The 21,095-nt window shown below is 54.7% G+C and carries 21 protein-coding genes; 8 read left to right on the top strand and 13 right to left on the bottom strand.

Going from position 1 to position 21,095, the window contains the following annotated elements; all coding sequences use genetic code 11:
• Positions 1 to 38 precede the first annotated feature (38 nt).
• The gene (locus tag BMW46_RS09760; RefSeq protein ID WP_074707858.1) at positions 39 to 1,427 is read left to right on the top strand and encodes an NfeD family protein; all 1,389 of its coding nucleotides are present in this window, start codon (positions 39 to 41) and stop codon (positions 1,425 to 1,427) included.
• Positions 1,428 to 1,440: 13 nt separating this feature from the next.
• Entirely contained in the window at positions 1,441 to 2,274 is an 834-nt protein-coding gene (locus BMW46_RS09755) for a slipin family protein (protein ID WP_074707855.1), read from the top strand.
• A 176-nt stretch (positions 2,275 to 2,450) separates the two neighbouring features.
• Here BMW46_RS09755 and rpsT read toward each other — a convergent pair whose 3' ends face one another.
• Positions 2,451 to 2,714, bottom strand: coding sequence for a 30S ribosomal protein S20 (gene rpsT, locus BMW46_RS09750; protein WP_074707853.1), 264 nt, complete (start codon positions 2,712 to 2,714; stop codon positions 2,451 to 2,453).
• Positions 2,715 to 2,917: 203 nt separating this feature from the next.
• On the opposite strand from rpsT, the gene murJ reads away from it, so the two are divergent.
• Complete coding sequence (murJ, locus tag BMW46_RS09745) at positions 2,918 to 4,453, top strand: murein biosynthesis integral membrane protein MurJ (RefSeq protein ID WP_074707850.1); 1,536 nt, start codon at positions 2,918 to 2,920, stop codon at positions 4,451 to 4,453.
• 472 nt (positions 4,454 to 4,925) lie between these two features.
• On the top strand, positions 4,926 to 5,798 hold the full coding sequence (locus tag BMW46_RS09740; RefSeq protein WP_074708001.1) for an MlaA family lipoprotein: 873 nt from the start codon (positions 4,926 to 4,928) through the stop codon (positions 5,796 to 5,798).
• Between the two features lie 115 nt (positions 5,799 to 5,913).
• Here the strand turns inward: BMW46_RS09740 and htpX are convergent, their stop codons facing one another.
• The 5 genes from htpX to xseA all read right to left on the bottom strand — a co-directional run bounded on the left by htpX (position 5,914) and on the right by xseA (position 10,728).
• Positions 5,914 to 6,795, bottom strand: coding sequence for a protease HtpX (htpX, locus tag BMW46_RS09735; RefSeq protein WP_074707848.1), 882 nt, complete (start codon positions 6,793 to 6,795; stop codon positions 5,914 to 5,916).
• A 198-nt stretch (positions 6,796 to 6,993) separates the two neighbouring features.
• The gene (locus BMW46_RS09730) at positions 6,994 to 7,500 is read right to left on the bottom strand and encodes a disulfide bond formation protein B (protein WP_074707845.1); all 507 of its coding nucleotides are present in this window, start codon (positions 7,498 to 7,500) and stop codon (positions 6,994 to 6,996) included.
• The gene (locus BMW46_RS09725; protein WP_074707842.1) at positions 7,493 to 8,686 is read right to left on the bottom strand and encodes a THUMP domain-containing class I SAM-dependent RNA methyltransferase; all 1,194 of its coding nucleotides are present in this window, start codon (positions 8,684 to 8,686) and stop codon (positions 7,493 to 7,495) included. Before BMW46_RS09725 ends, BMW46_RS09730 begins: the two co-directional genes overlap by 8 nt.
• Before the next feature lie 72 nt (positions 8,687 to 8,758).
• A complete protein-coding gene (locus BMW46_RS09720; protein ID WP_074707840.1) occupies positions 8,759 to 9,136 on the bottom strand; it encodes a DUF423 domain-containing protein in 378 nt (125 codons plus the stop codon).
• 248 nt (positions 9,137 to 9,384) lie between these two features.
• Positions 9,385 to 10,728, bottom strand: coding sequence for an exodeoxyribonuclease VII large subunit (gene xseA, locus BMW46_RS09715; protein WP_074707837.1), 1,344 nt, complete (start codon positions 10,726 to 10,728; stop codon positions 9,385 to 9,387).
• A gap of 332 nt (positions 10,729 to 11,060) precedes the next feature.
• Between xseA and BMW46_RS09710 the strand changes: the two genes are divergently transcribed.
• From BMW46_RS09710 to BMW46_RS09695, 4 genes are all read left to right on the top strand, one after another.
• Positions 11,061 to 11,672: a MotA/TolQ/ExbB proton channel family protein gene (locus BMW46_RS09710; protein ID WP_074707834.1), complete on the top strand. Its 612-nt coding sequence runs from the start codon at positions 11,061 to 11,063 to the stop codon at positions 11,670 to 11,672.
• 91 nt (positions 11,673 to 11,763) lie between these two features.
• On the top strand, positions 11,764 to 12,180 hold the full coding sequence (locus tag BMW46_RS09705) for an ExbD/TolR family protein (RefSeq protein WP_074707831.1): 417 nt from the start codon (positions 11,764 to 11,766) through the stop codon (positions 12,178 to 12,180).
• 174 nt (positions 12,181 to 12,354) lie between these two features.
• Positions 12,355 to 12,537 (top strand): Trm112 family protein, encoded by a 183-nt coding sequence (locus BMW46_RS09700; protein ID WP_074707829.1) that lies wholly within the window; start codon positions 12,355 to 12,357, stop codon positions 12,535 to 12,537.
• Positions 12,538 to 12,596: 59 nt separating this feature from the next.
• Positions 12,597 to 13,553 (top strand): ADP-ribosylglycohydrolase family protein, encoded by a 957-nt coding sequence (locus BMW46_RS09695; RefSeq protein WP_074707826.1) that lies wholly within the window; start codon positions 12,597 to 12,599, stop codon positions 13,551 to 13,553.
• 64 nt (positions 13,554 to 13,617) lie between these two features.
• Here the strand turns inward: BMW46_RS09695 and BMW46_RS09690 are convergent, their stop codons facing one another.
• From BMW46_RS09690 to nuoH, 7 genes are read right to left on the bottom strand one after another with little or no spacing between them, the layout of a single operon-like run.
• On the bottom strand, positions 13,618 to 15,132 hold the full coding sequence (locus BMW46_RS09690; protein WP_256377030.1) for an NADH-quinone oxidoreductase subunit N: 1,515 nt from the start codon (positions 15,130 to 15,132) through the stop codon (positions 13,618 to 13,620).
• Positions 15,133 to 15,137: 5 nt separating this feature from the next.
• A complete protein-coding gene (gene nuoM / locus BMW46_RS09685; protein WP_074707821.1) occupies positions 15,138 to 16,640 on the bottom strand; it encodes an NADH-quinone oxidoreductase subunit M in 1,503 nt (500 codons plus the stop codon).
• The gene (gene nuoL, locus BMW46_RS09680; RefSeq protein ID WP_074707818.1) at positions 16,637 to 18,610 is read right to left on the bottom strand and encodes an NADH-quinone oxidoreductase subunit L; all 1,974 of its coding nucleotides are present in this window, start codon (positions 18,608 to 18,610) and stop codon (positions 16,637 to 16,639) included. The genes nuoM and nuoL overlap by 4 nt, the downstream gene beginning before the upstream one ends.
• 1 nt (position 18,611) lies before the next feature.
• Entirely contained in the window at positions 18,612 to 18,959 is a 348-nt protein-coding gene (gene nuoK, locus BMW46_RS09675) for an NADH-quinone oxidoreductase subunit NuoK (RefSeq protein ID WP_074707816.1), read from the bottom strand.
• Entirely contained in the window at positions 18,956 to 19,522 is a 567-nt protein-coding gene (gene nuoJ, locus BMW46_RS09670) for an NADH-quinone oxidoreductase subunit J (RefSeq protein WP_074707813.1), read from the bottom strand. Before nuoJ ends, nuoK begins: the two co-directional genes overlap by 4 nt.
• 47 nt (positions 19,523 to 19,569) lie before the next feature.
• On the bottom strand, positions 19,570 to 20,085 hold the full coding sequence (nuoI, locus tag BMW46_RS09665) for an NADH-quinone oxidoreductase subunit NuoI (RefSeq protein ID WP_074707810.1): 516 nt from the start codon (positions 20,083 to 20,085) through the stop codon (positions 19,570 to 19,572).
• A gap of 31 nt (positions 20,086 to 20,116) precedes the next feature.
• Positions 20,117 to 21,070, bottom strand: a complete 954-nt coding sequence (gene nuoH, locus BMW46_RS09660; protein ID WP_074707807.1) for an NADH-quinone oxidoreductase subunit NuoH — start codon at positions 21,068 to 21,070, stop codon at positions 20,117 to 20,119.
• Between the last annotated feature and the right edge of the window lie 25 nt (positions 21,071 to 21,095).

Genomic DNA, 21,095 nt, shown 5'->3' with positions numbered 1-21,095 from the left:
GCGAATTTGTAACGGATGAAACGGTCTATATTGAATAAATGAAACTACTCATTCGCACTCTTTCTGTCGGTATCCTGGTGATACTGTTTCTGCTGCCGTCAATTGTTCGAGCTTCCCCTGTCGTGGTGTTGAAAATCGATGGTCCCATTGCTCCGGTCAGCGCCGATTTCATCCAGCGCGGACTGGAACGCGCAGCGAACGAGAACGCGCTGCTTGTGGTATTACAACTGGACACGCCGGGAGGGCTCGACACTTCCATGCGTCAGATCATACGCGATATCCTGGCTTCACCCGTGCCCGTGGCAACTTTTGTGGCGCCGAGTGGGGCTCGGGCAGCCAGTGCCGGCACTTATATCCTGTATGCCAGCCATATCGCCGCGATGGCGCCGGGCACCAACCTGGGTGCGGCCACCCCAATAGAAATGGATGGCTTGCCAGGATCAGAGCCCGAACCCGAACCCGAACCCGAACCCAAGCCCAAACCGAAATCAGGCGAGAACCGCGCGCAAAATCTGCAGAAAGAGGACCAGCTTCCCGTAAAGGATGAAATGTCCCGCAAAATGATTCATGATGCTGCAGCGTACATACGCGGCTTGGCGCAGATGCGCGGGCGTAATGTGGAATGGGCGGAAAGAGCCGTCCGTGAAGCAGTCAGTTTGTCGGCCTCCGAAGCGCTGCACCTCAAAGTCATCGATTATGTCGCTGCCGACGTCGCGGATCTGTTAAAGCAGCTCAATGGCAGGCAAGTGAATATATTGGGCCAGGACCGTACGCTCGATACTACTTCCGCCACCGTGGAAGTCGTGGAACCCGACTGGCGCACGCGACTGCTCGCCATCATCACCAATCCAAGCGTCGCCTATGTCCTGATGCTTATCGGCATTTACGGACTGTTCTTCGAGTTTGCCAACCCCGGTTTTGTGCTACCCGGTGTGGCAGGCGCCATCTGCCTGCTTATCGCCCTGTATGCCTTCCAGTTACTGCCGGTGAGCTATGCCGGACTTGCCTTGATCCTGCTCGGTATCGGATTCATGGTGGCCGAAGTATTCTTGCCCAGCTTCGGCGCCCTCGGTATCGGTGGAATTATCGCTTTCGTCGTGGGCTCCCTGATGCTGATTGACAGCGATGCGCCCGGTTTCGGTATCCCCTGGCCACTCGTCGGCGGAGTAGCCTTCGCCAGTGCCCTGTTCCTGATTTCAGTAATCGGCATGGCGCTCAAGACCCGCCAGAAACCGTTGTTGAGCGGTCAGGAGCATATGGTCGGCTCAGTGGGAGAAATGCTGGAAGACACTTCCGGTGACGGCATGGCAAGTATCCGCGGCGAGTTGTGGACTGTGCACTCCGCCCAACCGCTGGTTCGGGGCCAGAAGGTGCGTGTAACCGGAATCGACGGCCTCGTCCTGCACGTAATCGCAGCAGAAAAATAACCAGGAGACACTTATGCTCGCCAATTCGGTATTCGCCACCCTCACCCTCATTCTTATCCTCGCGCTATTCTCGATATTCCGGATTTTGCGCGAATATGAACGGGGTGTCGTGTTCCTGCTCGGTCGCTTCTACAAAGTGAAAGGCCCCGGCCTGATCATCATCATTCCCGGGATTCAAAAAATGGTGAAAGTTGATCTGCGCACCGTGGTGATGGACGTACCGAGCCAAGACGTCATTTCACGTGACAACGTCTCTGTGAAAGTCAGTGCCGTGGTGTATTTTCGCGTGGTCGATCCGCAAAAATCCATTATTCAGGTTGAAAATTTTCTTGCCGCCACCAGTCAATTCGCACAAACCACGTTGCGATCGGTATTGGGCAAGCACGAACTCGATGAAATGCTGGCGGAACGCGAGAAACTCAACATGGATATCCAGAAGGTGCTGGACATTCAGACCGATGCCTGGGGCATCAAGGTATCCAATGTCGAGATCAAGCATGTGGACATTGACGAATCCATGATACGGGCTATCGCCCGGCAGGCGGAGGCGGAACGCGAACGTCGTGCCAAGGTGATTCACGCCGAGGGTGAATTACAGGCATCCGAGCAACTCATGCAGGCGGCAGAAACGCTGTCGCGGCAGGCCGGCGCCATGCAACTACGCTATCTTCAGACACTCACGACAATTGCGGGCGATAAATCCAATACGGTTATTTTTCCAGTGCCGATGGACCTGATATCGACGCTGACAGAGGTGACCGGGAACCGGAGGGCGAAAGCTTCTGATACCGAAGGACCAGCAGATGCGCCCTCGCTTCCGATACATAATTCCGCCGAGTCCACGTAAGCACCGCTAATGCCGACGCCAATGCGAACCCCATCCAACCGAAACTCTTTCCTGCTCAAGCCGGAGACTTTTGCGTACCCATGTCATGGGTCGGGTTTGTGCTAAACCATTGACAAAAGGAGCGCCAACAAAAAAGCCCAGGTGATTCCCGGGCTTTTTTACTGGGATCTGAACGATCAGGCCATCGCCTTGATGGCTGCCGAGAGACGGCTTTTATGACGGCCTGCTTTGTTCTTATGAATGATTCCCTTGTCCGCAATCGAATCTATGGCCCCGACAGACGCCTGATATGCGGCCTGTGCAGTATTTTTGTCGGCCGATCCGATCGCCTTTCTTACATGCTTGATCGCTGTGCGCAACTCCGAGCGCAGACTCATGTTGCGGTTACGATGACTGATATTCTGTCTAGCACGTTTTCTTGCTTGTGCGCTGTTGGCCATGAAAATTCCTCGGATTACCCTTTACGGAAAATTTCTGAATGATACGGGTGTTTACGCCTGATTGCAAGAAAACTGACAACTCTACCTGTTGTTGCTAACCATTGCAGCATTTGTACTGATTTGCACCTGTCGGAGAACGGGAGTGAAGAACGACTCATGGTGAAGCGACCCTAAACCTCAAGCATTCAGTTAACATACGCTCCATGAATCTGCTCAAAGCCCTTGTCACCATCAGCGGGATGACGTTCATATCCCGCATTCTGGGATTTGCGCGGGATGTCATCATTGCCCGCATTTTTGGCGCAGGCATCGAAACCGATGCTTTTTTTGTGGCATTCCGTATCCCCAACCTGTTGCGCCGGCTGTTCGCCGAGGGCGCGTTTTCGCAGGCATTCGTGCCCATACTTGCCGAATACAAGAATCGCCGCACAGCCGAAGATACACGCGAGCTGGTAGGTCATGTCGCAACACTGCTGTTCATCGCGCTATTTGCAGTCACGCTGGCAGGCGTTATTGCCGCACCGCTGGTCATCTATGTAAGTGCGCCAGGATTCACGGCAAGCCCCGGGAAATTCGAGCTTACGGTGGCACTGCTGCAGATCACGTTTCCCTACATCCTGTTCATCTCGCTCGTGTCACTGGCTGGCGGCATACTCAACACCTGGAGCAGATTTTCAGTGCCTGCGCTGACTCCGGCCCTGCTCAACCTGTCGTTTATCGGCTGTTCGCTATGGCTTGCGCCCCTCATGGATCCGCCAGTGCTGGCGCTCGCGTGGGCGGTATTCATCGGGGGGGTGCTCCAGCTTGCCTTCCAGGTACCGTTCCTTATGCGTCTCAAATTGATGCCGCGCCCGCGCCTAAAATCCCGCGACAATGGCGCATGGCGCGTTCTCAAGCAAATGGGACCGGCTGTTTTCGGCATGTCCATCGGCCAGATCAGTCTGCTGATCAACACGATATTTGCTTCCTTTCTTGTCACAGGCAGCGTTTCCTGGCTTTATTATGCGGATCGGCTAATGGAGTTTCCCGCCGGTCTGCTGGGTGTTGCGCTCGGGACGGTCCTGCTGCCGTCTTTGTCGCGGCACTATGCCGACAACAGCACGGATGAATATTCCCGGCTGCTTGACTGGGGTTTGCGCCTGACCATGCTGCTGACGCTGCCCGCAGCGCTGGCGCTGGCGCTGCTTGCCACACCGCTTATCACGACACTGTTTCATCACGGCGAATTTTCGACCAACGATGTCTGGATGACACGCAATGCCCTCATCGCGTACAGCGTGGGTCTCCTGGGGCTGATTCTGGTGAAAGTGCTGGCCCCTGGTTTCTACGCGAGGCAGAACATCAAGACACCTGTAAAAATAGCCCTTATCACGCTTGTCGCGACCCAGTTGATGAATCTCGCCTTCATCATACCGCTGCAACACGCCGGGCTGGCGCTTGCCATTGGATTAGGCGCCTGTATCAATGCGGGCATGCTCTATTACAAATTACGGCGTCATCAGATTTATCAGCCTCAACCAGGATGGGGCATTTTTATGATAAGAATATCGGCAGCCCTGGCGATGATGGGAACCATATTATGGTTTGCTTCAGGCAGCGATGTTTCGTGGCTGACGGATACGGCGATGGTGCGAGGGGTACGGTTGGCAGGAGTCGTGATAATCGGTGCGGCAAGCTACTTTGTCACCTTATGGCTGCTCGGTTTTCGCCTTAAGGATTTCTCCCGACGCGCTGCATAGAATAACGTACAGCGTGCTTCTGGTAGCGTTGTCACTCTTTCCACCCTCCCACTCCTCTCGCACACAGGGAAGAAAGGGGGATCTGGAGCTCACGGTACGAGCGGTCGAATAATTTCAGACTCACCAACGTTTACCGTTCTTGCATGAGGATTACCGAAAGCCATGTTTGCAGGAAGCTCTCCATTTACTCTTCATTTCCATCTTCGTGCGCACAAGACTGCTGGATAGGCAGCAAAAGGCCGGATTACCGGACCTCAATCTCCCTCTCTCACTTATGGAAGAGGGATAGGGAAGAGGGATAGGGAAGAGGACGTTAAGATCATGAAAATTGCGTCGTAAAGCAGATGAAGCAGGAACAAACATACCGGAAAAAGCCTCAGGATTGAGCGAGAAAAAAAGTGTTTTCTTGCTTGAAATTAGCCATATAATGGCGAAAAAACATTCCCTGTCAATTTCAGGATTTACCTTGACTATGGCACGCTCTGTCAAACCTTCTCCTCTATTATTGCCGTTACTTCTTGGGTCTCTCCTTAACGGTGGGGCTATGGCCAGGGATACCGCGGCTGATGGAAGCGCTCCCGCAGAGAAGAACGCTTCGACCGCCAAAACCGCTTCTGTTGATGATAACAGGCAAACAGAAGCGATTGAGGGACCTGTATTCAAAAATGCGGCTCCGCCTGCCACTTACCCGACCTACAGTAAAAAAGATCCGTGGGAGCCCGTCAACCGCAAGATATTTTCATTCAATGAATCGGTTGATGATTATGTAATGAGGCCGATCGCAAAGGGTTATAGATGGATAATGCCGGACCCCCTCGAAACAGCGGTGGGAAATGTGTTCTCCAACCTCGGTGACATACCGATCACGCTGAATAACCTTCTGCAGCTCAAATTCAGTAACGCACTCACCAGCAGCACCCGGTTCGTGGTGAACAGCACACTTGGTCTCGCCGGGATCGTGGATCTGGCAAGCGGCATTGGTCTGGAAAAGCATAATGAGGATTTCGGGCAGACTCTGGGTCATTATGGGGTCGCAAGCGGACCGTATGTCGTGTTGCCCTTCCTCGGACCCAGCTCCACTCGGGATGCGGGCGGACGCGTCATCGACACCGTGACCGACCCTGTATTTGTGGGCAGCTTTTTCGTGGCTCCCTTTATAGGTCCGATAGTGGGCTCCACCAAGGTTACAGACGCCCGCGTCGAACTGCTCAAATCCGAAAAAACTCTGGAAGAAGCTTCCCTCGACAAATACGAGTTTATCCGCGATGCCTATCTCCAGAGACGGCAAAATCTGGTGCATGACGGGAATCCCCCGAAGGATACGGAGGATGAAGAAGAAATTTGAACTGCGCCAAGGAACAAGAAAGTAAAAGCCTGTCGAACCTGACCCGTCAATCTGACGGGGCGCAAAAAAGGGCGGAAGCATATTTATGCTTCCGCCCTTTTTATTTCATGGCTGATCAGGTCATCGCGCGAAGCGCTGCAATACGCACTTCGAGAGGCGGATGAGACATGAACAGAGTTCTGAGACCCCCTTCCCCTCCAGAAATACCGAATGCTTCCAACCGCTCCGGCAACTGGGAGGGCTCGTGCCGGCGTTGCAGGCGTTCAAGCGCTGCGATCATTTTGTTGCGTCCGGCCAGCTGCGCTCCACCCGCGTCCGCACGAAATTCGCGCTGGCGGCTGAACCACATCACGATGATGCTAGCCAATATCCCAAGTACCATTTGAGCGATCAGCGTAGTAACCATGAAGGCGGGACCGTACTCTCGCTCGGTTTTGAATACGACCCTATCCACGAAATGGCCGATGACTCTTGATAAAAAAATCACGAAGGTATTGACGACACCCTGAATCAGCGCAAGCGTCACCATATCGCCGTTGGCAACATGACTTATTTCATGTGCCAGCACCCCCTCGATTTCATCTTTTGTCATGGCCTGAAGCAAGCCGGTACTTACCGCCACCAATGCCTCGTTGCGGTTCATGCCGGTAGCAAAGGCATTCATGTCCGGTGCATCGTAGATCGCCACTTCCGGCATACCGATGCCAACACGCTCAGCCTGACGCCGGACAGTCTCCACCAGCCAGCGCTCGGTCGGATCGGAAGGCTGCTCGATTACGACGGCACCCGTCATGCGTTTCGCAGTCCACTTGGACATGGCAAGCGAAATCAGTGAACCGCCAAAACCGATCACCGCCGCCATGACAAGCAGTGAATTGTAATTGATGCCCACACCCTGCTCATCAAGCATGCGATCAACACCCAACAGGCGCAACGTGATGCTCAGCACCAGCAAGATGGCCAGATTGGTAACTACAAATAGAAAAATTCGCTTCATGGACAGTTCCGTTTCCTTGTGTCAAAGATGGATCATATATAGGGATGGGAGTTCAATTTTTCAAGGAGACGCTGCAGATAGAACCATGCTCCTCGCAATATTCTTGTCCTGCCCTGATCGACTCAGCCCCTCTTCAACGAGCCTGTCAACGAGGCTCAGGGCGAACGGTGGATGAAGAATTCAGGGGACTGTAGTGTATCACTCGCGCCGATTCTCGCGGATGAGCAGAACATAAATCGAGAGAGCGACAAGGATCATGAAAAAAATTGCCGACCAATCCGGAAGAGTAAGCGAGGCAAATTTCCACGTGACATCGGCGCAATCGCCATTTGCTTCGAACATGACGGGCCACCATCGTGCCAGCGGCAGCGCGTTCAGAAACTCTTCTTCAGGGCTGATACCGCATTCGAATGCCTCGGGGTAGCGGATCAGCCAAGCCTGACGCAAGGCAACCAGCCCGCCGGTGAACGCAAAGACTGTCATCAGCCCGGCATAGATGCGGCGACCTGTAGTTCCCGAAATATGAAAAAAACCGGCCAGCGCGGTTAAGCCTGTCAACCAGTAGGCAATACGCTGCATGACACAAAGCGGGCATGGCAAAAGATTTTCCACGAGTTGCAGATAAAGCGCGTAGCCGATCAGGGCCGCGCAACCCGTGAAGATCGCCAGCAATATGCTCCGTACCGGCGTCATGGGGTTACTCATGCTCGGCTCCCGTTACCCGTCCTGGCTCACCGGCGGTTTTTTTCGTTTTGCGCATCCCGCCCGATACAATTTTATATTCCAGTAAGCGGCACTCCAGCGCACCGTTGAAGAGCGGAATACGACGCGAGGCTGTCAGACGTATGAGCTTGGGAAGCTGCGGATCAGCAGTCAGTATGTAGGCGTTCCACCCGCTGAATTTCTTCTTAAGCACGTCTCCGAGTTTCGGATAAAAATCCATGAGCTGTTTCTGCTCCCCCAACCTCACCCCATAGGGCGGGTTGGTGACAAGAAAGCCGGAGGAGGCCGGCGCGGACAGTTCCAGCACGTTCGCCTGCTTGAGAGTAACTGCTTCAGCAAGTCCGGCAGCGGATAGATTGGCTTGGGCAACAGCAATCGCATTGCCATACAAATCGCTGCCGAATATCGGTTGCTGCGATTTCGTCTTCTGCCTTGCAATTGCCGCCTTTCTGATCTGCTCCCATCGTTTTTTGTCAAATATCCTGAGCTTTTCGAAAGCAAAACTTCGTCCCAGCCCTGGGGGTATATTCAGTGCAATTTGTGCCGCTTCCAGCAGAAAGGTTCCGCTCCCGCACATGGGATCAAGCAGCGGAATTCCTGGGCGCCAGTCTGCCAGCGATAAAATTCCTGTAGCAAGATTTTCCCGTAGCGGAGCCTCCCCGGTATTCTTTCGCAGGCCACGCTTGAATAACGCATCACCCGAGGTGTCCAGATACAAGGAAATCCCGCGGGCATCGAGAAAGCCGTGAATCCGGATATCCGGTTGCGCGGTATCGACACTTGGTCGGTTGCCGACAACTTCCCGGAACCTGTCGCAGACTCCATCCTTGATCTTGAGCGTAACGAAATCCAGGCTCTGCAACGGACACTTGATGGCGGCCACGTTGACCTTGATTGTAAGCGCCGGAGCGAACCAATCGTGCCAGGGCAACTGGCGCGCAACCTCATATACGTCAATTTCGGTAGCGTAAGGTTCGCTGGCAACGCGCCAGAGAATGCGGCTGGCGATACGGCTTTCCAGATTGGTTCGATAGCACGTATCCCAATCCCCCTGAAATTCCACTCCCCCGTCCTGAGAATTTATGGCAGAAGCACCGAGGCGCTCCAACTCGGCAACGAGCCCGAATTCCACGCCACGGGGACAGGGAGCAAAAAAATGATGAAGCATCACAGGATGACAGAGTGCAGGGGGGTCACGATATCAGGGGAATCTGACCCCCGGATACTCGCAGAAATGGGTTTATCTTGCTGTCCACGAGCCGTAGGCAAGCAGGGCCCACGCTGTGAGGAATGACACGCCACCTAATGGGGTGATGGCGCCAAGTCCGCGTATGCCCGTGAGGCTCAGCGCATAAAGACTGGCAGAAAACAGAACAATTCCGGCACACATCAGCCATCCGGATAACGTCACCCATTTGGAAGCGGGAAACTGAAACAGCACGAGACCCACTGCGATAAGGCCGAGCGCATGATAAAAATGATACTGCACACCAGTCTGGTATACGGCCAGCATATCAGCGGAGAGCGTCTGCTTCAGGCCGTGCGCGCCGAACGCACCCAAAGCGACGCAGAGAAATGCATTGACTGCGCCCAGTGTGAGAAAGATTTTTGGAGACATATTTTTATGGAAAGAGCTGATAGGATTCAGTGGCAGAGATCAGTAGCAGAAACATATAAACGGAATTGAATGGCAACGATCTCCCTAGCGTCTCTTTACCCGGGAAAAAACTTATCTCTCCCCTGCGGTAGAACGGGAGTTCGATGCGGATGCGGCACAATTCCACAACGGTCAAGTCTGCACCACCCTTGGCTGAATGTCCAGACTCGATAGAAGGTTATGGAATGCGATCTGCATGCGCATTCCCGCTACTCGCCCTTCTCCATCACGGACGCCTTGCTCCATCCTTTCGCAAACGTCACGCGGATGACATCGCCAACATCGACCTGATCATTTCTTCTCAATACCGTGCCATCGGGGGTATAAGCAATACTGTAGCCTCGCGCCAGAACGGAATCCGGATTCAGATGGGAAAGATTTGCTTCCCTGCGCTGCAAGTGCATACCGAGAGTTTCAATCCGGGATGCGATCGCCCGCTGAAGACGTAGACCGAATTCCTGCTGGCGCTCTTCCAGCCGTGGAATGTCGGGCTTGGCAATCTTCATGCGCTGCTGGAGCTCGCGCAAGCGCCAATGCCTCTCTTTCGCATGACGTAGCCATGTGCTTTCCAGGCGTTCGCGCAAACGCGCAAGCTGCGCCAGTTGCGCTTCGATGCGCTTTCCCGGATGTACCAGGCGGCATCCCAGCATATCGGTATGCTGCATCCGGCTTTCGATACGCCGCTGCATCGCGCGGTGCATGCGTCCACAAAGAATTTCTCCGCGTCTCGCCAGTTCTGCGCGATCCGGACACACGAGCTGGGATGCCCCGGTCGGCGTGGGCGCCCGGACATCGGCAACAAAATCCGCAATGGTAAAATCGGTTTCATGACCTACTCCGCTGACAATGGGAATGGAACAAGCCGCAATTGCGCGTGCCACCACCTCCTCGTTGAAAGCCCACAGATCTTCCAGAGAGCCACCCCCCCGGCACAGTATCAGTACATCGCACTCAGCCCGGCTTGCAGCGGTTTGAATGGCGCCCGCGATCCTTACTGAAGCGCCAGCGCCCTGAACAAGCGTTGGATAAACGATTATGGGCACGGAAGGCATGCGCCGCTGCAAAGTGGACAGCACATCATGCAACGCGGCGGCGGCAGGAGAAGTGATGATCCCGATCTGCTTTGGAAACTCGGGCAATGGTTTCTTGTGCTCAGAATCGAACAATCCCTCTTTTCCAAGCCTCGCCTTGAGTTGCTCGAAAGCTTCAAACAGCGAACCGAGTCCGGCGTGGCGGATAGTCTCGATGTTCAGTTGGAAATCGCCGCGCGCATGATATAGCGTTACCAGGGCGCGCACTTCCACCCGCATGCCATCCCGGGGCTGCCAATCAAGGTACTGGTTTTTTTCCCTAAACATGACACAGCGCACCTGAGCAATCTCATCCTTCAGGGAAAAATACCAGTGGCCGGAGCCATAGCACTTGATATTGGAGATCTCGCCAGCCACCCAGGACAATGGAAAAGACTGCTCCAGCAACTCCTTGGCGTTGCGGTTCAATTCGCTCACGCTCATGACCGCCCGCTCGAAACCCATTTCCAGAACGTGATTCATCTTGACATTTTACAATAATCCACACTTGTCACGAAAATAGCACATTATGCGACGCCAACCCGCATGAAATCCGGATATAACATAACCCCATGTTTTAAAATGAATTGTAATAAGTTCAAAAATTAGTCTAATCAGAAAAAGTTGTTATGGAAGGGCGACTTAATGGCTCTATCTGCATATTACCCACAAACTTATCCACAGCAATTGTGGACAATAAAAACCTTTCATCCTTGCTGAAATCATAGCAGCAAGCTACATTAAGACGATTCCTGAAGACCTGATCTACTCTGATTCAGGTTCGATTTCTGTATTTTTACCGAGGAGGCTCCCGCGTGTTCGCGTTGATTCAAGCCGCCGGCTGGCCGATCTGGCCGATCATTCTGGCATCCATCGTCGCGGTAGCCATCATCGGCGAGCGTATCTGGGCACTGCGCCTCAACGTGGTCGCACCGCGGAATCTCTTGCCTCTGGTCGTGCGTGAGTACCGCGAAGCGGGCGTGTCTTCCGAAATGCTCAGCCGTCTCCAGAAACATTCTCCCCTCGGTCAGATTTTTTCTGCCGGACTGAAAAATGACACCAGTACGCGGGAAGTCATGAAAGAATCCATAGAAGAAGCCGGTCGTGCCGTTGCCCATCAGCTGGAACGCTATCTCACCACCTTGGGAACGATCGGTTCCATAAGTCCGTTGATGGGTCTGCTAGGGACACTGGTGGGCATGATCGAAATATTCGGCTCAAACACTCCTGTCAGCGGAAACAATCCGGCGCAACTGGCGCATGGCATCTCCGTAGCCCTTTATAATGCCGCTTTTGGCATTCTCGTCGCCATTCCCAGTATCATGTTTTACCGGTATTTCCGTGCCAAGGTGGATGAGCTGGTAGTAGAGATGGAATTGCAGGCATTGAAACTGGTGGAAATCATCCATGGCGACAGAAAGGGTTGATTAATGGGGACAGCTATCCCCGGTCCGTCATATCCGCACACCTGAAACTGCTTTTTCTATCACTGCTTCCGTATTCCATCGAATCCTGGTCATGAATTTTCAGCGCGGCAGACAGAAGGAAGAACCTGAAATCAATCTGGTCCCGATGATCGATGTGCTGCTTGTCATCCTGATTTTTCTGATGATAACCACCACTTACTCCAGGTTTTCGGAACTGGAAATCACTTTGCCGCAAGCCTCCTCCGAAAAATCCGGCGAGCAGTCGAATGTCATCGATATCTCGGTCAGCGCGACCGGGAACTACATGATCAATCGGACGCCTATCCAGTTTCGGAATGTCGTGCAACTGCAGGAGGAATTGCGAACTGCGGCTGGCAGCCGTGTGGATCCAGTGATAGTCATCAACGCGGATGCCCAGGCGACGCATCAGTCGGTTATCACGGTGATGGAGGCGGCGCGGATGGCGGGATATAATCGCATCACTTTCACCACCCGGAATCGGGAATAGCACTGGAATCTCATCATTCGGGCTTGACCCGGAATCCAGCCAAGCCAACAATGGTGTGTTTTGAACGTCACCGGATACCGGCTTCCGCCGGCATGACATTTGTACTGTTAAACGGAACGCTTGGCTGATTGGAAGCAACTGATTGAGGTGAAACCTTAAAATTGAGGCTGAATTATGGATCCAAAATTGCTCGACATTCTGGTATGCCCATTATGCAAATCGCCGCTGCTGTACCGGAAGCCTGAAAGCGAGCTCATCTGCAAGGCTGACAGACTGGCGTTCCCCATCAGGGATGGAATTCCCATCATGCTGGAAGATGAAGCCCGAAGGCTGCCGGTGGAAGAAGAGATCAGCTGATAGATATCCGGCGATGGTATCGGATTTCTGGTCTCAGGCAGCCTGAAAGGATATGAAGAATGAAGAGTCTGAATAGTGAGGCGATTCTTGGCGCGCTGGTAGCGGACAGCGCCACCTTGGGACTGCACTGGATTTATGATCCTGCCCGCATCGCAGAGATCGAAGCAGTGCGCGGCCTCGTATTTCTGCAGCCGGAGGAGGCAAATTATGCCGGAGTAAAGGGATACTTTGCGCACGGCGGAAAGACACCCGGCGAGTCAAGCTCCTATGGGGAGGTTTGCTTGCTGATGCTGAAGCATCTGGCAAAGCACGGACGGTTCAACCGGAGCGAGTATCAAAGCGAATATCGCGCCTGCTTCGGGCCGGGCGGGAAATACGTGGGGTATATTGATTCCCCTACTCGCCTCACGCTGCGCACATTGTTACCGTTGGAGCCGGCGGATTTCCCGGCAGCCTCCGGTGCGGACGACGATCAGCATCCATCCCTGGCAGCGATCCCATCACTGGTGGCCACACACACAGGAACACTGGATGAACTCATGCCGCGGGTCGATGAAGTGGTGCGCATAACAAACAATAACGAAACGGCGGTCGCCGCTGCACAGTGTTCCTCGGCAGCGTTATTCAATCTTTTGCAGGGCATGACAATGGCGCAAGCCCTGACGGAAGCTTTGCCGTTTGCAGGCAGCATGCTCCGACCGCTGCTTGAAGAAGCACTCTCAATGCCCAAGCTGGATAGCGTCAGTGCTGCCGCACGCTTCGGTCCCGCCTGTCACGTAGCAGAAGGCTTGCCTGTCGTCTTCCACATTGCGCAAAATGCGACGGATTATCGTAGCTCAGTCGAGGCCAATATGCGTGCAGGGGGAGATAGCTGCGGCCGCTCGATCATGCTGGGCGCCCTCGTGGCGATACATTCGGCAAGACAGAATACTTACGAATTCCCTATTCCATTTCAGTGGCTGGCGCGATACCGGAAGTTCATGGATGCGGCGGACGCGTGCGCAGCCATTCAATGATAAAACGCCAAGGCGAACGAGGAGGCAGGCAGCAAGACAGGGACAAATAGACGAAGCACCGTTATCAGGTCAAATCCACTCCCGCTCCTTCAAGCACACCAATAAGCTGAGCCGGAAAGATGCCGAGCCATATAAGCAATAACGCCAGCGCTGCCAGCGTCGCACTTTCCGCAAAGGAGGGTGAGGCAACGCGCAGCATGATTGCCTCACTGGTTGCCTCCAAGCCCGACGCATACATCACTGTGATAATACGCAGATAATAGAATAGCGCGATGATGCTGCCAACGACCAGCGCAATCACAGGTATCCATAACGATGCTTCCACGCCAGCCGTCAATATATAGAACTTGCCGATAAAGCCCATTGTCAGGGGAATTCCGGCCAGCGACAGTAGCATGGCGGTAAACACTCCCGCCAGCCACGGTCTGTGCCAGAACAGACCCGCATAATCCGCAAGCCTGTCGCTATCCCTTTCCGCTGCACCATGGAATTCGCCACCAGATCCATCCTTGAACCCGTCGGATAATACCGTTACCACGCCAAAGGCGCCCAGCATGGTGACGAAATAGGCTGTAAGAAAATAAGCTACCGCCTCGATTGCCAGCCGATCAAAGGCTAGGAACCCGACCAGCAGATAGCCAAGCTGTGCAATCGAGGAATAGGCAAGAATCCGCTTGATGTTATCCTGTAACAGGGCGAGCAGATTGCCAACCAGGATCGTCGCGACAGCAATCAGGCTCAATGCCAGCGTAATCGACTGCGACTGGTGTGCTCCCGCCATCAGGAAATAGCGCAGCAGCAGGGCAAGCATGGCGCCCTTTGAAACAGTGGCGATGAATGCGGTAATCGGCGCAGGCGCACCTTCATATACATCCGGAGTCCACATATGGAAGGGCACCAGCGCCAGTTTGAATCCGACACCTGTCACAATCAGCGCGAGTCCCGCCAACCCATAGAGTTCCAGCGCCCCGTCCGGCGCAGCAAGCATTATCCCGATTTTCACAAACTGCATCGTCCCGAGCTGCGCATAGACCAGCGCCATGCCAAACAAAAGCAACCCGGATGAGAACCCGGCAAGGATGAGGTACTTGATTCCTGCTTCGAGAGGATGCTCCGTGAATCGCGGATAGGCGATCAATGCAAACAACGAAATGCTGAGTAGTTCCAGACCCAGGAGAAACGAAGCAAAATGGCTGCTTGCCACGAGAACCCCACCGCCAAGGGCGGCCAGCAGTAACAGGATGTAAAGCGCTTCATGCCGGCTTTCATCTCCACCGAAGTAGCGGTAACACAACACCGCGACCACGAAGGTCGCGACAACGATGAGTCCGATAAAAAACAATGCATAGTGATCCAGTATCAGCAGGGCTGTGATTTGAGGAGACGCGCTGCCTGGGGGCAGGAACAATGACGCAATTGACAGAACCAGACCGGCGAGCGTCAACATCATGACCGGCCGGGGATGACGATAAAAGGCTGCGGCCAGCATCACCACTATCGCAGTTGCGGCAAGGAGAATGAGCGGCGACAGGGCCACGAGATCGAAGTGTAGTGAGTCGGAGTGTAGCGCGGAGGACATCGGATTCATTCCACATTGATCTCATGGGAAGCAACAGCAATCGCAGGCGGACTATTTGCGGTGTTTGGCGCGGCATTCAGTACCGGCTGTGGATACAACCCCAGCCATAAGGTAATGGCTGCCATTGAATACAGAGTGGCCATTTCCCGGCCAGACAGATCAGGGAGTTGCCAACCGTGCGTATTCTCGCCATGAAAAGTTTTCTGCACCAGCGCAAGCGCATACACGACGCTGGCGACAAATACCACAGTCGCGACGGCTGCCAGCACGCTGCTGGTGCTGGATAATCCCATCAGTACCAGGAATTCCCCGACGAAATTACCCATTCCCGGCAACCCAAGCGCGGCAATGGCAAAAAACAACCCCATTGCCGCCAGGCGCGGCATGACGCTCCACAGGCCCTCAAAGCGACGCATATCGCGTGTGTGGGTCCGCTCCTGCAAAATGCCTGCGATTACAAACAGTGCTCCCGTACTGATGCCGTGCGCGATCATCTGCATCACAGCCCCCCCCACGGACCAGGGATTCCAGGCGAATATACCGAGCACAGCAAAGCCCAGATGACTCACGCTGGTGTAAGCCACAAGGCGCTTGAAATCCGTCTGGGCGAAGGCCAGGAAAGCGCCATAGAGAACTCCGGTGGCTCCCAACACCATCGCCACCGGAGCAAAATGCGCCGCGGCCTCGGGAAATAGCGGAACAATAAAGCGCAATAGTCCGTAGGCTCCTGTTTTCAGCAGCACTCCTGCAAGAATCACGCTTCCTGCTGTCGGCGCCTCGGTATGTGCATCCGGCAGCCAGATGTGAAATGGCACGATGGGCGTCTTGACTGCGAACGCAATGAAAAAGCCGAGCATGATCCACAGCTCGGTGGAGGGGGACATCGTCGTATTCAACAGCTCGAAATAATCGAATGTCAGGACTCCTGTACTGCGGTAATGGAGGAATACCAGCGCAAGAATTGCTACCAGCATGAACATACCGCTCCCCTGCGCGAAAATGAAGAACTTGATCGATGCATACTGCCGATTCTCATGGCCCCAGATCCCAATCAGGAAATACATCGGCACCAGCATCAGCTCCCAGAAGAAGAAAAACAGAAACAGGTCCAGCGCAAGGAATACACCGATTGCCCCTGCCACAGTCCATAGCAGGTTGAAGTAAAAGAATCCGGCACGCTTCTGGATTTCCGTCCAGGAACAGGCCACCGATACTATCCCCAGAAAAGCGGTCAGCACGACCAGGATGAGGCTTATTCCATCCATAGCCAGATGAAAGCTCACCCCGAAACGCGGAATCCACTCCGCCCGGGTCTCGGCAAGCCACCCCCCGTGAGCGGGAAGAGCCATAGCGCTGGCAGACTGCAGCCAAAGCCATATCGTCAATACGAACTCGATGCCCACCGTGGCCAATGCGAGCCACTTTGCGGCGCCCGGATGCCAGCGATCCGCCATCCATGACAGCAAACCGCCCGCCACCAGGATGAAAATCAATGCAGCGAGGATCATGCGAATACCCCCATGAATATAATACCGAGCGATCCGACTGCAATCGCTGCCGCGTAGCGACGTACCTGTCCGTTTTGCGTTGCACTCAAGGTGCGATGGAGAAACAGACAAAGCTCGGCCAGGGCCCTATAGATATTGTTGATCATGTCGTGCCGATCGATCTTCTGGAGCCACCTGAGTGTGCATGAAATCGCCATGCGGTAGAGATTGTCGATCACGTCACGCTGATCGACGTGCGCAAGCCAGAGATAGGGCCGGACGAACAGGAACTCGTAAAAACGGTCGAAACCCCAGCCTAAATGCCAGAACTTCTGGATTCTTGCCAGTGCCGGGATCAGCATCAGTCCATGGAGAAAGGCGGGATATCTCAAAAACAACAGGTACGCCAATGCCATGCCCCCAAGAGAGGCAGCAATTGCAAGCAGACTCAGAACAATTTCGTCATTTTTACCGTCATGAACGACCTGAGTCGGCGGCAAGGCATGCTGAACAAAATCGGAAAACAGCGTTAAATTTCCGAGAAAAGGTGGAGTTTCAATCCATCCACCGACCAGAGAGAGTGCCGCAAGAACGATGAGCGGTATAGTTATGCGCAGCCCTGGACGTCTGGTTTCGGGAGGCGCCGCAGTCCTCGCTTCGCCAAAAAAGACGAGAAACACCACACGAAAGATGTAGAGACCGGTCAATATCGCACCTCCCCATCCCGCCGCCCATAACCATGGACTCCCTCCTGTTGATGACCAGGCCTGCCAAAGAATCAGGTCCTTGCTGTAAAAGCCCGCGGTAACGAGCGGCAGCGCCGCAAGCGATGCGCTGCCAATCAGAAAAGTCCAGAATGCGACGGGAAGTTTTTTCCTCAGTGCACCCATCCGGAAAATATCATGTTCCTCGTGCAGGCTCATGATGACCACGCCTGCGCTCAGGAACAGCAAAGCCTTGAAGAAGGCGTGCGTCACCAGGTGAAAGATGGCAGCTGACCAGGCGCCCACTCCCAGAGCAAGGAACATATAACCCAGTTGGCTGATGGTTGAATAGGCCAACACCCGCTTGATGTCGTTTTGCGCGAGCGCACTGAATCCCGCCAGCAGCAGGGTAAGGGCGCCGATCACTGCTACCGCAAACTGCACTGCCGGGGCGAGCGCAAAGAGCGCGTGCGTGCGGGCGATCAGATACACGCCTGCTGTTACCATGGTCGCCGCATGCATCAGCGCGCTCACCGGTGTGGGACCGGCCATTGCATCAGGCAGCCACGTCTGTAGCGGGAGCTGGGCAGATTTGCCCGCCGCACCGCCAAGCAGAAGTGCCGCAGCGAGAATAGCGAGCTCCGACCCTTCCGGCCACTGCTGCGTCACGCGCTGCATCAGCGGCTGGATATCAAGGGTTCCCAGATGAGTGAACAGCAGAAAAAAGCCGATCGCCATGGAGGTATCGCCGAATCGGGTCACGATAAATGCTTTGCGCGCCGCGCGCCCGTTGGCAAGGTCTCGATACCAGAATCCGATCAGCAGATAGCTGCAAAGTCCCACCCCTTCCCAGCCCAGATAAAGAAACAGCAGATTGTCGGCAAGAACCAGGATGCACATCGAGCCGACGAAGAGATTCATATAGGCGAAAAAGCGCGCATAGCCCTCATCACGGCTCATGAACTCTGTGGAATAGAGGTGTATCAGGAAACTGATGACAGTCACGACCAGGACCATCACCAGTGATAACGCGTCAAGATAAAAGACAATCCCTGGCGAGAAACCGACCACAGCAATCCAGGTCCATGCTTCCTGCCGGAAAACAAAACCTGGCGGCGGCGCAGCGATGAAGTCGATCCCGATCAGGACGGCAATGAGTGCCGAGAGAGCTACCGATCCCGTTCCGATTACCGCAATACTGCGATGCCCCAGATGGTTTCCCCCCAGCGCCAGCAGCAGGAAGCCGGCTAGAGGCAGCGTAGGAATAAGCCACAGCAGGGGCAGCACGTCATCCCCGCATCTGGCTTACTGCATCGGCATCCAGTGTCTGGAAGCGGCGGTGCAACAGCAGCAGCAGTGCCAGGCCGACAGAGACTTCGGCTGCCGCCACTGACAGGATAAAGATGAACATCACCTGGCCGTCGGCCTGCGCCCAGTGTGAACCGGCCACCACGAAGGCAAGCCCGGCAGCATTCAGCATGATCTCGATCGACATCAGGATAAAAATCAGGTTGCGCCGTACAAGAATGCCGATCATTCCCAGCGCGAAGAGGATTGCAGCGAACAGCAGGCCATGATGCATGGGAATAGCGGCCGCCTTCGCGGCAGCGGCGGACACAGCCTCAGCCGTCGTCATGACCGCGCCCTATCCGAACGGGACGCCGAATGTGAACCGAAACGCAGCTCGGTGTGCCAGCCAAGGTGACAGGCGCCGACCAATCCCGCCAGCAGCAGCAGCGATGCCAGCTCAACACCGAGGAGATAGGGTCCGAAGAGCGCGATGCCAACTTCCTTCGAATCGATCACGGCCCCGCTGGAGATTGCGGTGCCGCCATATGCGCCCTGCACGTCCTGCACATTCTGAACAAGGATATAAATCAGTTCTGCCAGGAGCAATGCCGACAGTATGGAGGGTCCCACCCACATGCCGGGACTCAACCATTCACGCTCCTTAACCGCGGCAGCTTTGCCAAGGTTGAGCATCATGATCACGAACACGAACAGCACCATGACAGCGCCTGCGTAAATGATGACCTCCAGTGCGGCGACAAACGGCGCCCCCAGCACAAAAAAGATGATCGCCACCGCAAGCAGGGACACGATCAGGTAGAGCAATGCATGTACGGCGCTCGCCCGCGTAATGACCATCAGCGTGGCTGCGACAGCAATCACTCCGGACAAGTAGAATGTCGCTTCCATAGCCTCCTCCTGAATCAGTAATCAAAGGTACGTAATTAAGGTATGGCTCAAGGCAATAGCGAATGCGGGTCTACCGGAGGTGCTTCATTTTCGGCTTCGCCCTTGTTTTTTCCTCCGATTGTGATTCCCGCCACCCGGTAGAAGTTATAGCCGGGGTATTTGCCGGGGCCATCGATTAGCAGGTCCTCTTTTTCATACACCAGGTTTTTCCGGTTGTATTCGCCCATTTCAAAGTCTGGCGTAAGCTGGATCGCGTCGGTAGGACACGCCTCTTCGCAATACCCGCAAAAAATGCAGCGCGAAAAATTGATGCGGAAGAACTCGGGGTAACGGCGTTCGTGCTCATCTTCGGTGGCCTGAAGCGCGATGCAATCCACTGGACAGGCCGCCGCGCAGAGGTAGCATGCGACGCAGCGTTCCTCACCGTCCGGATCGCGGCTTAGAATGATGCGTCCACGCCAGCGCGGCGGAATGTTGGGTTTCTCGTCCGGGTATTGAATGGTTGCGCGGCGGTGGAACATGTGCAGAAAAACGATCCACATTGTCTTCAGAGAATTCCACATGCAATCTTCTCCCAAGTTCTAAATGAACGGGCTATGCCGCTGACAATACGACTGCGCCGGTGATCAACAGATTGACCAGCGTGACTGGCAGCATGACTTTCCAGCCATAGGTCATCAGTTGGTCGTAACGGGGGCGTGGCAATGCCGCCCGCAGCAGGATGAAGCAGACGATGACGATAAAAGTCTTGAGCAGGAACCAAACCAGTGGAGGCAGCAGTGGGCCCAGCCACCCGCCGAAGAATAATGTGACGATCATTGCCGAGATAAGGGTGATACCGACGTATTCGCCAATGAAAAACATCCCGAACTTCATGCTGGAATATTCAGTATGAAAGCCCGCGACCAGTTCGTTCTCCGACTCAGGCAAATCGAAAGGAAGCCTGCGCGCCTCAGCAATGCCGGCAACGGCAAAAGTTGCCAGACCGAGGATCTGCGGAATGCAGAACCAGAGATTTTCCTGAGCAGCCACGATATCGCGCAGGTTGAATGAACCCGCAAGCATGACGACACCCATGAGCGCCAGGCCCATGAAGACCTCGTAGCTCAACATCTGTGCCGCCGCGCGAAAACCGCCAAGCAGCGAATATTTGTTGTTGGACGCCCATCCGCCCAGCACGATGCTATAGACGCCAAGCGAAGACATGGCGAGAAAAAACAATAATCCGATGTTCAGATCGACCACGCCGATGCCCGGCGCGATGGGCACGACGGCAAACGCAAGCAGTGTGGTGACGGCAACGATTGCCGGCGCCAGCACGAACACCGCCCTATCTGCAAAGGGAGGTATCCAGTCCTCCTTGGTAAGAAGCTTGATCGAATCGGCGACAATTTGCAGAACCCCGAACGGCCCTACCCGGTTGGGCCCATAGCGATCCTGCCACAGGCCGAGCAGGCGGCGCTCGATCCAGGACAGCATCGCCGAGAAAGCAAACAAGACGGCCAGGATCAAGATCAGGTTCACCCAGATGGCGGCCCATTCATTCATGGCTGAATCCACTACTCATGGCTAA

It is taken from the genome of Nitrosospira multiformis (genome assembly GCF_900111585.1).
Taxonomy (GTDB): Bacteria; Pseudomonadota; Gammaproteobacteria; order Burkholderiales; family Nitrosomonadaceae; genus Nitrosospira; species Nitrosospira multiformis_B.
Note: the sequence above shows the minus strand (reverse complement) of the source record. Positions and strands in the feature narration are given on the sequence as shown.